This window comes from Flavobacterium rivuli WB 3.3-2 = DSM 21788 (assembly GCF_000378485.1).
Lineage (GTDB): Bacteria > Bacteroidota > Bacteroidia > Flavobacteriales > Flavobacteriaceae > Flavobacterium > Flavobacterium rivuli.
Map to the genome: position 1 here is coordinate 63,630 of NZ_KB899968.1, position 13,718 is coordinate 77,347.

The 13,718-nt window shown below is 41.5% G+C and carries 14 protein-coding genes, 1 tRNA gene and 1 riboswitch; of the genes, 6 read left to right on the forward strand and 9 right to left on the reverse strand.

Annotated features, from left to right (window positions below; all coding sequences use genetic code 11):
- Positions 1-17 precede the first annotated feature (17 nt).
- Both F565_RS0106950 and F565_RS0106955 read right to left on the reverse strand, forming a co-directional pair.
- Positions 18-668 carry a DUF1579 domain-containing protein gene (locus tag F565_RS0106950; RefSeq protein WP_020212484.1) on the reverse strand — a complete coding sequence of 217 codons (651 nt, stop codon included), beginning with the start codon at positions 666-668 and terminating at the stop codon, positions 18-20.
- A 61-nt stretch (positions 669-729) separates the two neighbouring features.
- Positions 730-2,358 (reverse strand): hypothetical protein, encoded by a 1,629-nt coding sequence (locus tag F565_RS0106955; RefSeq protein ID WP_020212485.1) that lies wholly within the window; start codon positions 2,356-2,358, stop codon positions 730-732.
- A 189-nt stretch (positions 2,359-2,547) separates the two neighbouring features.
- Here F565_RS0106955 and F565_RS0106960 point away from each other — a divergent pair, with 189 nt between their 5' ends.
- From F565_RS0106960 to F565_RS0106975, 4 genes are all read left to right on the forward strand, one after another.
- Entirely contained in the window at positions 2,548-2,985 is a 438-nt protein-coding gene (locus tag F565_RS0106960) for a PaaI family thioesterase (protein WP_020212486.1), read from the forward strand.
- Positions 2,986-3,062: 77 nt separating this feature from the next.
- A complete protein-coding gene (locus tag F565_RS0106965) occupies positions 3,063-4,118 on the forward strand; it encodes an isochorismate synthase (RefSeq protein ID WP_020212487.1) in 1,056 nt (351 codons plus the stop codon).
- Positions 4,119-4,268: 150 nt separating this feature from the next.
- Positions 4,269-4,985 (forward strand): bacillithiol biosynthesis deacetylase BshB1, encoded by a 717-nt coding sequence (gene bshB1, locus F565_RS0106970; protein ID WP_020212488.1) that lies wholly within the window; start codon positions 4,269-4,271, stop codon positions 4,983-4,985.
- 64 nt (positions 4,986-5,049) lie between these two features.
- Positions 5,050-5,125 (forward strand) — tRNA-His (locus tag F565_RS0106975).
- A gap of 167 nt (positions 5,126-5,292) precedes the next feature.
- Here the strand turns inward: F565_RS0106975 and F565_RS0106980 are convergent.
- The 6 genes from F565_RS0106980 to F565_RS0107005 all read right to left on the reverse strand — a co-directional run bounded on the left by F565_RS0106980 (position 5,293) and on the right by F565_RS0107005 (position 9,572).
- Positions 5,293-5,703: a hypothetical protein gene (locus tag F565_RS0106980; protein ID WP_020212489.1), complete on the reverse strand. Its 411-nt coding sequence runs from the start codon at positions 5,701-5,703 to the stop codon at positions 5,293-5,295.
- A gap of 19 nt (positions 5,704-5,722) precedes the next feature.
- Positions 5,723-6,247, reverse strand: a complete 525-nt coding sequence (locus F565_RS0106985; RefSeq protein ID WP_020212490.1) for a hypothetical protein — start codon at positions 6,245-6,247, stop codon at positions 5,723-5,725.
- A 2-nt stretch (positions 6,248-6,249) separates the two neighbouring features.
- Positions 6,250-6,510: a hypothetical protein gene (locus tag F565_RS0106990; protein ID WP_020212491.1), complete on the reverse strand. Its 261-nt coding sequence runs from the start codon at positions 6,508-6,510 to the stop codon at positions 6,250-6,252.
- Between the two features lie 92 nt (positions 6,511-6,602).
- Positions 6,603-7,397, reverse strand: a complete 795-nt coding sequence (locus F565_RS0106995; protein ID WP_020212492.1) for an ABC transporter ATP-binding protein — start codon at positions 7,395-7,397, stop codon at positions 6,603-6,605.
- Positions 7,398-8,432 (reverse strand): iron ABC transporter permease, encoded by a 1,035-nt coding sequence (locus F565_RS0107000; protein WP_020212493.1) that lies wholly within the window; start codon positions 8,430-8,432, stop codon positions 7,398-7,400. It abuts the gene before it with no gap.
- 3 nt (positions 8,433-8,435) lie between these two features.
- Positions 8,436-9,572, reverse strand: a complete 1,137-nt coding sequence (locus F565_RS0107005; RefSeq protein ID WP_020212494.1) for an ABC transporter substrate-binding protein — start codon at positions 9,570-9,572, stop codon at positions 8,436-8,438.
- A gap of 48 nt (positions 9,573-9,620) precedes the next feature.
- Positions 9,621-9,824, forward strand: a riboswitch (cobalamin riboswitch).
- A 29-nt stretch (positions 9,825-9,853) separates the two neighbouring features.
- Between F565_RS0107005 and F565_RS0107010 the strand changes: the two genes are divergently transcribed.
- Positions 9,854-11,683, forward strand: a complete 1,830-nt coding sequence (locus F565_RS0107010; protein WP_020212495.1) for a TonB-dependent receptor plug domain-containing protein — start codon at positions 9,854-9,856, stop codon at positions 11,681-11,683.
- Positions 11,684-11,689: 6 nt separating this feature from the next.
- Positions 11,690-12,760, forward strand: coding sequence for a YncE family protein (locus F565_RS0107015; RefSeq protein WP_020212496.1), 1,071 nt, complete (start codon positions 11,690-11,692; stop codon positions 12,758-12,760).
- A 236-nt stretch (positions 12,761-12,996) separates the two neighbouring features.
- On the opposite strand, the gene rpe is transcribed toward F565_RS0107015, so the two are convergent.
- Positions 12,997-13,659 (reverse strand): ribulose-phosphate 3-epimerase, encoded by a 663-nt coding sequence (rpe, locus tag F565_RS0107020; protein WP_020212497.1) that lies wholly within the window; start codon positions 13,657-13,659, stop codon positions 12,997-12,999.
- Positions 13,660-13,718 lie beyond the last annotated feature (59 nt).

The following is a 13,718-nucleotide window of genomic DNA, read 5'->3' on the forward strand; positions in this document are numbered from 1 at the left end:
GTATGATAGATGGCAAGCTATTTCTTCCTCTTCAACACAATTTCCATGCTCTTGAATTCCTTTTGGCCTTGTTTAGTATCGTAGGTTTCAAGCTTGCGGGTATTGGCATCTACAAAAGTATACACCTCGCGCATGTTTATATTCTTTCCGGTAATGGGGTCTATCATTTGGCCTGTAAGGTTAATAGCTTTTACGGCTTCGTCATAATGGCCTTTAGTAATCATCATGCCGGTACCCATATTGTCTATCCAGGTAGAGGTATATTCGCCGCTCTTGTTGTTGTATGCCAGGGTGCTTTTGCCTTCAAACGGCATACCCATCATGGTGCCGCTGTAAAAGGTTTCCTGGTAATGGCCGCTTAGTATCATCCTCACTTCGGCTGTGGAGGTGTATGCTTCAGGCAGCGCATCGGGGTTCATCCAGAAGGTCATGGTAACATCCCATTTCCCCTGTTCGTCGGCCATCATTTTGTGGGCAAAACCGGGTGTGGCATAGTCTTTCCATGCCTGCTCTGTTTGCGCGGAGTCAAGAGGTTTATCGTTAACCGTGTCTTTAACAGGTATAGTATCGTTCGTTTCGGTAGTGGCTGAGGTTTGGATTTTTACGCCGTCTTTGCACGATATTAAACACAGCGTAAGGGCACAAAGGGCAATGCAGGTACTTTTCATAATTATTGATTTTAAGTTGGTTGCCTAAAATTATGAAAAATACCTGAATTACAGGCAATAATTATTCTGCCGGAGCGGGCTGGCTTTCGTAAGCACCCATATCCGGTGCAGATGCACTGCGGGCAACACCTTTAATGTCCGGACCTACGACTGCCGCAACTACAGGGTCGGCACTGCCTTCAGGACCTGGATTTGCAGGGGTTGCAGCATCATTGGTAATAAGGTTTAGCTTATTGTTTGGTGCATCTTCAAACCTTGGCCTGTTATTATTAGCTGTTTTTGCAATCACGCAGGTGTTATAGTAGGTGTCGTCTGCAGTAGTGTTTGTTTCGTACTTATATAAAGAGTTATTGGCAAGCTGGTTGCCTGTGTCTACCAATTTTATAAGGCAATGGTTAAATACCGATTTAAAGATAGTGGTATCATTACCCGTTGGAGGAACAAATTTCTCTAACGATATGCCTAAATTACCGGATCCATACATAATACAGTTATCAAAAGAGGCAACCATATCAGAATAGCGCGTTACATTGCCAACATCCCAGTAATTGTTCATAAGCACAGGTACCTGGTTGTAGCTGTTAAAGTAGTTTGCAAAAGTACATTGCTTAAAACTGTGCGTACCGCCCTGTACTAAAGAAAGCGATGCCTGGCCTGCATTGTTAATTACAAGGTTTGTACCTGTAGTATTTCCATGTATGCTAAAGAGGCCAAAGTTTGTGCTGTTGTATATTTGTGAGTTGTTGATTTTTAATTTTGGTATGGTATTGTTGTCGCCAATTGGTGCCTGGGCAAAAATACCTATGTTGGCATTTTTTACGGTAAGGTGGTTAATGGTATTATCTGCTTCTGACATTATTAAAACCGACCCCCATTGTCCGGGAATATCATGGAAATCCGGCTCAAGCCTGTCGCCTTCAAAAATCACTTCATTTTCTAAAGCGGCTGTAGACGATTGCGAACCATTAACTTCCAGCCTTGCGCCGGGACGAACCATAAGCCCGGAATCGGCATGAAAGTGTATCCTCGCGCCCGGGTCTACCACAAGTGTTTCACCAGATGGGACATTGGCATAGCCATATATTACATAAGGCTTGGTGTTTTTCCAGTGGTATTCGTCATCATGATCGGCATGGTCTAAGTTAAAGCCGTAAATATAAGTAGGCTCGGTAGTATTACTATCGCTGTCATAACGTACAGCTTCATAAAGTCCCTCATCGTTGCGCTGCGGGAACAAAAAGTAAGCGTCCTGTACAAGGGTAACGAGTTCTACCTTTTGGTTGCCGTTGCTGCTTGTAAACTGTATGTTGTCGGTATATAAAAATGTGGTATTGTCATTGGCATAGTCAGTATAATCTATAGTGGTTTCTATAAAAACAAACATACTGTCCTTTGCTAAAAGCTCTACATTGTTAAACACCTTGCCGGGAACACCATCTACCATAAGACGGTATTTAGAGTTTTCTGCCTGGCCCAGTGCTATACGTGGAATGCTAATGTCTTTATTGCTGCGGTTGTATACCTTTAGTGTATAAGTGCTTGATCCTACGTTGGTAAAAACGGTATCGAGGTATACTGTATCGCGCGAAAATTCGAGTCCGCCGGTGCTGGGTTCAAATTCAAAATCATCACGGCAAGAGGTAAAGGTTACGGCAAAGCCCAGTAAAAGCAATAGTAAAAGATGGCGCATAGCGTTAAACAATTTTTGGTAAAAATAGCTATTAATTTATAATTTTTAAAGGCAATCTAATGGTTAACGCGGGTAAAGTGTTTTTAGTTTGTATTTCGTTGTTTATTGTTAGTAGTTTATAGTTTTATTGCAGCAATTCCCCCTTTGGGGGTTAGGGGGCTTTTTCTATCTTTACAAAAACAAACCACAATGGCATTCGATAAAGAAAAAGCACTTAAAATGTGCAACGACTATAGTAAAAATACATTAATGGAAACTCTGGGTATTGTTTATACCGATGCTGCCGAAGGTTTCCTGCAGGCAACTATGCCTGTTAACCCGCGTGTACACCAGCCCATGGGGTTACTGCATGGCGGGGCAAGTGTAGCATTAGCCGAAAGTGTGGGCAGTGCAGCATCGCTTATGTTTGTAAACCCCGAATTGCAGGAGGTTAGGGGTATAGAGATATCTGCAAACCATTTGCGCAGCAAGCGCGAAGGCGTGGTAACGGGTACTGCACGGATTGTACACCAGGGCAGGAGCCTGCACTTATGGGAAATAAAAATTACCGATGAAGAAGACAGGCTGATATCGCTTTGCAAAATAACCAATATTGTCTTGCCAAGGAAGAGAGCCGGGGGAGAGTAGTGGCAGTATTCAGTCGCAGTTTTCAGAAGGCTGCATGTAAAATTTGTGTGAATTTGTGAAATTCGTGTAAAGAAAAAATGAGAAATATATTTTTAAAAATAAAAGAACAGCTTGCTGCGCAATTGCCTTTTGCGGTGTATAGTAAACCTGGCAGTGAAGCTATAACCGGTGTTTTTCAAAAGGATGATGCACAGTATAGCCCTGATGACTTTAAAAAGAAAGGTTTTGTGTTTGCTCCATTTGAAGGCGAGGCGGTTTTTATTCCGTTTGATGCTGCTGAGGTTGTAAATGCCGAAATTGAAGTGGGCGGCTTTAAAAAATTACAGCCTAAATCGTTCGATATTAATAAGGAAGCCAAAGCCGATTTTGAAGCATTGGTAGCTAAAAGTGTAGCGGCTATAAACACCGGGCAGTTTAAAAAACTGGTTACATCACGCACCGAAGCTGTTGAGTTTGATGATGCCGATGTTACCCTGATTTATGAAAAACTGTTGTACACTTATCCTGCGGCATTCAGGTACTGTTTTTACAGTCCTCAGTCCGGTTTATGGATGGGGGCAACGCCGGAACAATTGCTTAAGGTAGAAAATAATACCGTACACACAGTGGCCCTTGCAGGTACACAATTGTTTACAGAAGAGCAGGAAACCGTTTGGGAAACCAAAGAGCAGGAAGAGCAACAGTTTGTAACCGATTATATTCTAAAAGAACTGCGTGAACATGCTGCCGACATTGTTACCACCGAGCCGTACACCTTTAGGGCGGGGAATATTGTGCATATAAAAACAGATATATCGGCAGAGCTAAAAATGGATAGTAGCATAAAAGATGTTATAAGTACATTGCACCCTACACCTGCAGTATGCGGCTTACCTAAGGCTGATGCCAAAGCTTTCCTAATACACAATGAAGGTTACGATAGGGGGTTTTATTCGGGTTACCTAGGGGAACTTAACGCAGATGCTGCTACAGGCCATCATAAAACCGACCTTTTTGTTAACCTGCGCTGTATGAAAATAGAGGGCAATATTGCAAACCTATACATAGGCTGCGGCATTACTAAAGACAGCAACCCGGAGAAAGAATTTTTTGAGACGGTAAATAAAAGTATGACGATGAGAAAGGTGCTTTAAATTTAGATTTAAGAATGTAGATTTTATATTGAACTTCGATTATCCAAATTACTATCTTTATCAAAGGTTGTACGACCTAACTCTGCTACTTTGAAACTTCCTCCACAAAATCTTTGTAACTTTGCAGCTATAAATTTTGCAATTACAATAATGAAATTAGATATACTTGTTTTTGGTGCCCACCCCGATGATGTAGAATTAAGTTGCGGTGGTACAATAGCCAAAGAAATTTCGCTTGGTAAAAAAGTCGGGATAATAGATCTTACCCGTGGAGAGCTTGGTACCCGCGGCACTGCCGAGATAAGGGATGAAGAGGCAGACAATGCCGGAAAAATATTAGGTGTAGCCATTAGGGAAAACCTGCGTTTTCGCGATGGTTTTTTTACTAACGATGAAGAGCACCAGCTTAAGGTAATAGAGATGATACGCAAGTACCAGCCGGAAATTGTTATTGCCAATGCCATAGAAGACCGTCATATAGACCACGGGAAGGGCAGCAAGCTTGTTAGCGATGCTTGTTTTCTTTCAGGACTGCGTAAGATAGAAACTCAGCATGAAGGTATTAGTCAGGAGACCTGGAGGCCGGCAGTGGTGTACCATTACATACAGTGGAAAAACCTGAAACCCGATTTTGTGGTAGATATTACCGGATTTATAGATGTAAAAGTAGCATCGCTTATGGCATATAAGTCGCAATTTTATGACCCAAACAGTACAGAACCGGTAACGCCTATTGCAACAAAAAACTTTAAAGAAAGCATTTTGTACCGTGCAGCCGACCTTGGGCGACTCATAAATACTGAATATGGCGAAGGTTTTACAGCCGAAAGGCATGTGGCAGTGAGCAGCTTAAGCAATTTGATATAAAAAAATTTAAATTTTGCTTGCAGAAACAATAACAGTATAGTATATTTGCACTCGCAAAACAGATGGTGGTTTTAGCTCAGTTGGTTAGAGCGCTAGATTGTGGTTCTAGAGGTCGCCGGTTCGAACCCGGTATTCCACCCTTATTTCAACCCTTCAGGAAACTGAAGGGTTTTTTTATGCTTAGTATTAATACTCAGATACAATATAAGCCAATACACCATAAGCTAAACATATATACATGGTCTAACAATGTAAAATGCTTTTCTGTCGAAGTAAATATTAGCAATACACTTTTTAAGGGATAATGTTACTCTCCGGCGTGGGTGTTGCCACGGTTAACCTTGTTATCAGGGTTAGAATTATCATAACGTCCTTTCTCAGTATCGTTATTAAAGTCGCGGTTCTCTGCAGTTTCTATATCTTCGGCTTCGCTCGCAGTGCCACGGCTTTTACTAACAACTTCCCCATCATCGCGGGTGGTGTTGTCATTTTCACTTACCGGTGGCGCTTTCTTTTCATCAACATCGCGGGCTCTTTGCTGTGTTTCAACATCGCCGTTTTTCTTTTTATCCAGTTCGGCCTTTAATTTATCAGATGACGGATCATAATTTTTAGGCAGGTTATCGCCACTAAAACCTTCGTTTTTATCGCTTTGCTTTTCCTGTCCATTTATTTTTTTATCGCCAAGGTCTTTAGTATCGTCTGTTCCCGGTATCATAAGTTTTATTTTTTTGTGGTTATCTAAAATTCATCAGGGCTTCATAATGTGATTGTACAATTGCATTTACTGTAGTTTCCAGCGAAATATCAAGGTTTGTATACCCTTCTTTAAGCGTTCCGTCGCTTTTAAAATAATCTGATAAGGATGATTGTACAGGCGTATTATTATCAGTGTAAATTTGTGTCACAGTAAAAGTCAGTGTATATCGGTTCTCATAAAAAGTGAACTTCATAGTATACTGTATGCGATGCTCAAACTGTTCGCCCAGATTAGTATAATAAAAAGCATTTTTTTTAAAGCCTGTAATCGTTATAGTGTTGTCTGTTACATTAGTAAAGTCATAGCCTTTATCCTGGTCAATCTTCCTGCGTTGCCTTTCTAAAGCCCATGTTTTTGTAACCGAGACAAGCTTTTCGGGTTTAGTAGCAGGAATACTTACATCAATGGGTTCAAAGCCACCTTCGCTCAACTTCATTTCGGGAGGCTGTGCACTGGCAATGCCGCAGATAAGGATTATAAACAGGCTGTAAAGCTTTAGCATGGCTATACTTTTTTAAGGGCTTTTTCAAACTCATCTTTAATCCTGTCGTGCGATACTAAAAATGGTTTTTTATCTATAGAGATGTTTATATCGTCGCCATCAATAGTATACGAACCTTCAAAATTGCCAATAGGGGTACTGCCCTCAAACTGGCCTTTTTGCTCATCGCCTGCAAAGGTACCTTTGTCGCCTATGGTACTCTTTATTTTGCTTATTAGACCAGACTTATCTCCGGGATATTTTAATGTAAACTGATTGCTCATAATAATTATATTTAGTGTGTTATGTAAATATAATCATTGTATAACCTATTACTGTTTAGCTTTTGTTAAACCTTATAGACTGTAATTTTAGTTTACTGTTTAATGATGAAACTTCTTTTTTCGGCATCAAAAACAATTCCGTCATCATTAAACAATGTATCAAATATATCAGATTCAATGCACCCCTGCGGAGTGTCCTGTAGCACAATATTGGGTGTCATAATAATAAGTTCGTCGCTTAATTGTAATGCCAGGTCCAGGTCGTGAGTAGAATATAGGATACATTTATTTTGTTCTGCAGCCAGTTTTTTAAGCAGCCGCAGTAAGCTAACTTTATGCTGAAGGTCTAAATGTGTAGTGGGTTCGTCAAGAATAATAAGCGGGGTATCCTGCGCCAGTGCCCTTGCTATTAATACCTTTTGCAGCTGGCCATCGCTTATTTCAAAATGTTTTTTATAAGATAAATGGTCTGTCTGGGTAAGTTTTAAAGCCTCGGTTATTTTAGAGCGGTCATCTCCCGACAGGCTGCCCACCCAGTTAGTATACGGCTGGCGGCCAAGGGCAACAAGTTCATAAACAGTAAGGTTACTTGGCGGCAGGCTTTCGGTTAAAACAATGCTAAGCTGTTGTGCAAGGTCTGCCGGAGTGTAAGCTTCAATGTTTTGTCCGTTAAGTATAACACTGCCTGCCAGTGGCTTTTGTATGCCTGTAAGCGTTCTAAGCAGTGTGCTTTTACCAATACCATTTGCGCCAATAAGAGCAGTTAGTGTTCCGCTTTTAAGCGTCAGGTTAATGCCCGGCGCTATAACATGGTTTGCTTTTTTAGTACTGTAACCAATGGTTATGTTATTTGCCTGCAGTATTGTTTTACTTTTCTCCATAGCCATTTAATTAAAGATGCCTTTGTGCCTGTTAAGCAACAACCCAATAACTACCGGAGCACCTATTATAGATGTTATGGCGTTTATGGGGAGTACAAAAGAACTTCCCGGCAATTGCGTAAAAATATCGCATAACAGCATAAGCACACTGCCAATGAGCAGCGTTGCCCAAAATAAAACGTTGTGGCTGCTGGTTTTAAAAAGGAGTTTTGCCATGTGTGGCACAACCAGGCCTACAAATGCTATAGGCCCGGCAAAAGCGGTTATACAACCTGTAAGCAGGCTGGTAGCCAGTATAATGACAAAGCGCGTACGGTTAAAGTTAATACCCATACTCTTGGCATAACGTTCGCCAAGTAAAAGTGCATCAAGAGGCTTGAGGGTAACGGCTGCCATAATCAGACCCATAAGAACGACGAGAGCGAGTAATACAATGTTGTTCCACGGAAGGTTACCAAGGCTTCCTAATGCCCAAAAGGTGTATTTCTGAAGTTGTTCGGCAGTACTAAAATAGGTTAATACACCTACTATTGCACCTGTAAAACTGGTAAACATCAGTCCTATAATAAGTATAGCCATAGTATCGCGCAGGCGTTGCGCAACGGCTAATATTGCCAGTAAAACAATGAAACTTCCTGCCACCGATGCCAGTACAATACCATAAGCCGAAAGAAATACCCCCGCCAGCGCAACAGGAAGCATACCCGATGCCAATATTACAAAAGCCACGCCCAGGCTGGCACCACTGTTAAGCCCCAAAACATCTGGCCCCGCTAATGGGTTTCGGAAAAGCGTTTGCATGAGCAGCCCGCCTATAGATAAGCCTATGCCCGCTAGTAATGCCGTTATAGCTTTGGGCAGCCTGTAGTTTATTATGATGTATTGCCAACTGGTTTTAGATGCTTCGCTACCGGTAAGGCTCTGTAAAACATCAGTTAGCGGGATTTTAACCGCACCCAGGCTTATATTCGCAAAGAAAAACACAAGTAGGGCAAGCCCTAAAAGTGTAAAAAGCGTGATATGCAGGCGGTTGTTTTGCAATTGTTATTTCAATTTTTCAAAAAAGTTTAACTGGTATCCCGGCAGCAGCTCAGGATGTAAAATGCTTATCAGGTCTTTTAAAACCAGGTCGGGGCGGTTAGGGGCAAGCTCAAAATACAACAGCCCGCCGGTTGCGCCTTTTTTGTTACTGTACGAATATACCTGTTTGTTTTTAAATGATTTAAATTGCGCATAATGCGGGTTGGTATCGGTCATTTCCTTAAGCGATGTAAACTGGCTTGGGCCTATCCATACATCTGCATTTTCGGCTTTTTCCAGCACGGTTTCAAATGACAGGCTTATGCTGCCCGTGCCTGCGCTGTCTGCCCAGAGGTAACTGGCTCCGGCATCTTTTAAAAATAAGGCACCCCAGCTTCCACCCTGTGGCATGTACCACTGGTCCTGAAATAACGCCCCTGCCATAACCGTAGGTTTGCTGCTTACTTTCTGCGCCAGTTTTAGGGCTTCGTGATAATCTTTCTCAACTTTATTAAATAGTGCATTGGCCTCTTTTTCTCTGCCATAAAGTGCCCCGAAAAATTTAATCCACTCTGCTTTACCAAGGGGAGACTGCTCTGTCCAGTCGCCATTATAAATTACCTTAATGCCGCTTTGTTGCAGGCTGTTCAGGGTTTTGTTCGTGCTGTTTATCCCAAACGCTACAATAGCATCGGGTGCAAGATCCAGTATTACTTCTGTATTAAGGCTTTCGTTGGCTCCGGCTTCTTTTACCTTACCGGAATCTATCCTTGCCCGTGTTTTAACCGATGATATATAATCGGTTCCCGGGAAACCCACCAGCGTGTTTTCTACACCAAGCATTTCCAGCGAAGGTATGTGTGTGGTAGAGGTTACCACAACACTCCTTAAGGGAACGGGAATAATGATGCTGTTCTTTAAACTATCGGGCAGTACTGCGCCTTTGCGCTGCATTACATAAGTAAAACCTTTAGTAGCATCCGGCCACGGCTGGGTTACCTTTACTACGGTAAAACCATCATAATTATATATTTGCAGGCCTTTGGCGTACTTAACGGTATTTGCGGTTTTTTCGTTGTGTGCCGTTGCAGGCTGTACATCGTTTTTACATCCGGCAAATGCCAAAAACAGGATAATCAACAGTAAATAAAGCTTTCTCATAAATAAAATTCAGCAGGTGCAAATGTATAAATTAAATAATTCAATATATCTTTGTGCCACACTTAAGGTTGCATTGCGCTGTCGCCGTAATGCATTAAAAGGGAATCGGGTATAAAAAGCCCGGGCTGTTCCCGCAACTGTAAGCTTATCCCGCAAGGGAGGCTGTTGTTAACTGCAAACCACTGTTTTTATAAACGGGAAGGTAAACAACAGCACGCAAGCCAGGAGACCTGCCTTAACTGAAACGAATAACGGGCCTTCGGGAAAAAGGTTCAGTAATTATGACGCTGAAACAATTTATTTTACCGTTCTTTCTTTTACTGTGCCACACCCTTGTAGCGCAGCAGGATAGTATTGTACAACTTAAGGAAGTTGTAATATCCGACACGCAATTGCGCGATTTCTCTGGAACACAATCTGTCCAGAAATTAAACGATTCAGTTATTGGCAGGAATGCCGCTTCGCTAACTTCATTACTGCAATACAATACCGTTATTTATTTTAAGGAAAATGGTTTGGGCATGGTGTCATCGCCATCTTTTCGTGGTAGCACTGCGCAGCAAACTGCCGTAATATGGAATGGCATCAACATCAATTCGCAGTTTAACGGGCAAACCGATTTTAATACCCTAAACACCCGCGATTTTAATGTAATATCTGTAAGGGTAGGGGGAGGCAGTGTTATTTATGGCAGCAGTGCCATAGGCGGCAGCATCCATTTAGATAACGAACTGGCTTTTGATAATAAATTTACTAATGAACTGCGCACCGATTATGGAAGTTACAATACTTTAGGCGTAAATTATAAAGTGGCAACGGCTACAAACAGGTTTAGTACCAATGTGAGCATTAGCCACAACAGCAGCGATAATGATTATAAATTTCCCGGCTATAATGTGCGTAATGATAATGGGCAATACAAAAACACAAGTTTAAATGCTGCCTTTGCCTACAGGCTAAATGCGAAAAACGTATTGCGACTATACAGTTATTTATTTAATGGCGAAAGGCATTTTGCCCGAACGATATCTGCACCATCACGCAGTTTGTATGACGACACCAATACCCGAAATTTACTGGAATGGACGGGTAATTACAACCGTTTTACATCGCGGCTTAAAGTAGCCTATTTACAGGAAAAGTATAAGTATTTTGAAGATTTTGCTACGGACAGTTTTACGTTTGGGCAGGTAAAGACATTTATTAGCCGCTATGATGCTACTTATGATTTTAGCTCTAAGCTAAAGCTGAATGCCATTGCCGATTATACCCAAAACAATGGCGAAGGATCTGATATTTTAAATCATAAACGCAATGTAGGGTCGGGCAGTTTATTGATGAAACATGCGCCTACAGAAAGGTTTCAGTACGAACTTGGCATCCGTAAAGAAATTAAAAATGCTTACCAGAGTCCGCTTTTATTTTCTGCCGGGGCAAATGTAGGTGTTGCTAAGTTTTACAGCCTTAAAGTAAATGCGTCGCGCAACTTCAGGATACCTACTTATAATGACTTGTACTGGCAGGGTAGTGGCAACCCTAACCTGAAACCCGAAAGCTCCTATCAGGCAGAAGTGGGTAATGTATTTAGCTATGCGGGTGCTACCCTTAGTGTTACAGGCTATTACATAAAACTACGTGATATGCTGCGCTGGGTGCCCGATTCCGGTAATATATGGCGGCCTGAAAATGTGGGAAAAGTAAGCACCTATGGTGTAGAATCTGTTTTAAGTTACCAAAAGCAATTTGGCCACAGCCGCGTTACGTTTAATGGCACCTATGCCTATACAGTATCGCGAGAAGACGGCAGCAGTAACCAGTTAATGTATGTGCCTAAGCATAAAGCCACAGCAGCACTGGCGTATGCCTATAAAAATATATCTGTATATTACAGGCACCTGTTCACTGGTGAGGTTTTTTACACAACCGATAGTTCTGCCGGGATAGATCCTTATAATGTATCTGCCATTGGTGCAGAGTATACTTTTAAAGTGCTTAAAGGCTGTAGCCTGGGCGCGCAGGTTAGCAACCTTTATAATACTGAATATTTAAATGTGGCATCGCGGCCTATGCCGGGGCGCAATTACAATGTGTACCTTAACCTAAAATTTTAATATAACATGAAGCTTAACAAATTACTATTTACAGTACTTGCTGGATCGCTCTTTTTTGTGTCTTGTAGCAGTGACGATGATAACACAACTACGCCGTCTGGCGCTTATGCAAATGGCGTAATCGTACTAAACCAGGGAAATTTTACTTCGGGTAATGCATCGGTATCATTTATATCAAATGCTTTTGCGGTAGAAAATAATATTTTTGATGCTAACCTGCTGGGCCAGCCCTTGGGAGATACCGGCCAGGACATAGGTCTTAACGGAGATTTTGCTTACATAGTGGTAAATAACTCACATAAAGTAGAGATTGTAAACCGATATACATTTGCCCCGATAGCCAGCCTGCAAACAGGCCTTACCAATCCACGTTATATTACATTTGAAAATGGAAAAGGATATGTAACCTGTTGGGGAGTAGGAGAGATTGCGGCAGATGACTATATAGCTGTAATAGACCTTGCTACAAATACCCTTACAAGTACAAGGATTCCTGTTGCCGAGGGGCCTGAAAAAATTATTGCCGAAAACGGTAAACTTTACGTAGCCCATAAAGGTGGCTATGGCATGGGTACTACAATTAGTGTTATTAATACAACTACCAACACCGTAGAAACTACTATTGAAGTAGGTGCTATACCGGGATCTCTTGAAGCAGAAGATGGTACATTATATGTGTTAAGCGAAGGTTATCCTTACTATGCAAGTACAGAAACTGCAGGTAGGTTAACGAGGATTAACCTTAGTAATAACAGGGTTGTTGCCACAACTGATTTCCCTAATATTACGCACCCATCTAATCTTGTTATAGAAGATAATGCAATGTATTACACTATTGGTACAGCTGTTTATAAAACCGATTTGTTAAATACTACTTTGCCTATAACTCCATTATTTAATACATCTGCCCAGAGTGTTACCGGCATAACCGCTTTTGATGTTGAAGACGACCATATTTATGTAGGATCAGGCTCATACACCGCTGCCGGGAAAGTAAATATTTACTCTCTTACGGGTGCACCACAGCAGTCGCTTACTGTAGGTATAGCTCCCGCGGGTTTTTACTTTAACAATTAAAATTAATCAGGTTAGTACACCTGATTAAGCAATAACCCATATAAACTGTTTTAAATAAGGCAGTTTATATGGGTTATTTATTTTTCCTGAAGGCTTAGGCAATAGTATTGTTAAGAATTCTGTTATTTTTCCAAAAAACAAGCTGCGATCAGTTTATGCCAATCTTAAGTAAGCAGCCTGTGTAAGGATTAATAATAGTTTTAACCTTCCTTAACCATATTCCTTAATAGTTGTTATTATATAGCTGTAAGCTTTTTAAGGCCTGCAATGGTTGTTACAGGGTTTTCTGCCCTAAATACATAATTGCCTGCCACAAGCACATCTGCTCCGGCCTCTACAAGTTGTACAGCATTTTTGTCGCTTACACCGCCATCTATTTCTATAAGTGTAGATGCGCCGTTGCGGGTAATGATCTCTTTTAGCTTACGTATTTTAGCGTAGGTATTCTCTATAAAACTTTGTCCGCCAAAGCCCGGGTTAACGCTCATTATACATACAAGGTCTATATCGTTTATAACATCTTCCAGCAGGTTAACGTTAGTGTGCGGGTTAATAGCAACACCTGCTTTCATACCTTCTGCCCTTATTGCCTGCAGTGTGCGGTGCAGGTGGGTAGAAGCCTCGTAGTGCACAGTAAGGTTATTTGCACCAAGCTGTGCAAATGTTTTTATGTACTGGTCAGGGTTTACGATCATTAAATGCACATCGATGGTTTTTTTTGCATGGCGCGAAATAGCCTCCAGCACCGGCATGCCAAAAGATATGTTAGGAACAAATACACCATCCATAATATCAACGTGAAACCAGTCGGCATCGCTGTTGTTAATCATTTCGATATCGCGTTGCAGGTTGGCAAAATCTGCCGAAAGCACAGAGGGTGCAATTAAAGTGTTTTTCATTAAGGTAGTTTGTTGTTGTTTACGGGTACAAAGATAAATTTAAGTTGCACAGTAACAAA

Excerpts from the sequence above, each read along its gene's own strand:
- F565_RS0106950 (WP_020212484.1), bottom strand. The coding sequence starts at position 668 with ATGAAAAGTACCTGCATTGCCCTTTGTGCCCTTACGCTGTGTTTAATA.
- F565_RS0106955 (WP_020212485.1), bottom strand. The coding sequence starts at position 2,358 with ATGCGCCATCTTTTACTATTGCTTTTACTGGGCTTTGCCGTAACCTTT.
- F565_RS0106960 (WP_020212486.1), top strand. The coding sequence starts at position 2,548 with ATGGCATTCGATAAAGAAAAAGCACTTAAAATGTGCAACGACTATAGT.
- F565_RS0106965 (WP_020212487.1), top strand. The coding sequence starts at position 3,063 with ATGAGAAATATATTTTTAAAAATAAAAGAACAGCTTGCTGCGCAATTG.
- bshB1 (WP_020212488.1), top strand. The coding sequence starts at position 4,269 with ATGAAATTAGATATACTTGTTTTTGGTGCCCACCCCGATGATGTAGAA.
- F565_RS0106980 (WP_020212489.1), bottom strand. The coding sequence starts at position 5,703 with ATGATACCGGGAACAGACGATACTAAAGACCTTGGCGATAAAAAAATA.
- F565_RS0106985 (WP_020212490.1), bottom strand. The coding sequence starts at position 6,247 with ATGCTAAAGCTTTACAGCCTGTTTATAATCCTTATCTGCGGCATTGCC.
- F565_RS0106990 (WP_020212491.1), bottom strand. The coding sequence starts at position 6,510 with ATGAGCAATCAGTTTACATTAAAATATCCCGGAGATAAGTCTGGTCTA.
- F565_RS0106995 (WP_020212492.1), bottom strand. The coding sequence starts at position 7,397 with ATGGCTATGGAGAAAAGTAAAACAATACTGCAGGCAAATAACATAACC.
- F565_RS0107005 (WP_020212494.1), bottom strand. The coding sequence starts at position 9,572 with ATGAGAAAGCTTTATTTACTGTTGATTATCCTGTTTTTGGCATTTGCC.
- F565_RS0107010 (WP_020212495.1), top strand. The coding sequence starts at position 9,854 with ATGACGCTGAAACAATTTATTTTACCGTTCTTTCTTTTACTGTGCCAC.
- F565_RS0107015 (WP_020212496.1), top strand. The coding sequence starts at position 11,690 with ATGAAGCTTAACAAATTACTATTTACAGTACTTGCTGGATCGCTCTTT.
- rpe (WP_020212497.1), bottom strand. The coding sequence starts at position 13,659 with ATGAAAAACACTTTAATTGCACCCTCTGTGCTTTCGGCAGATTTTGCC.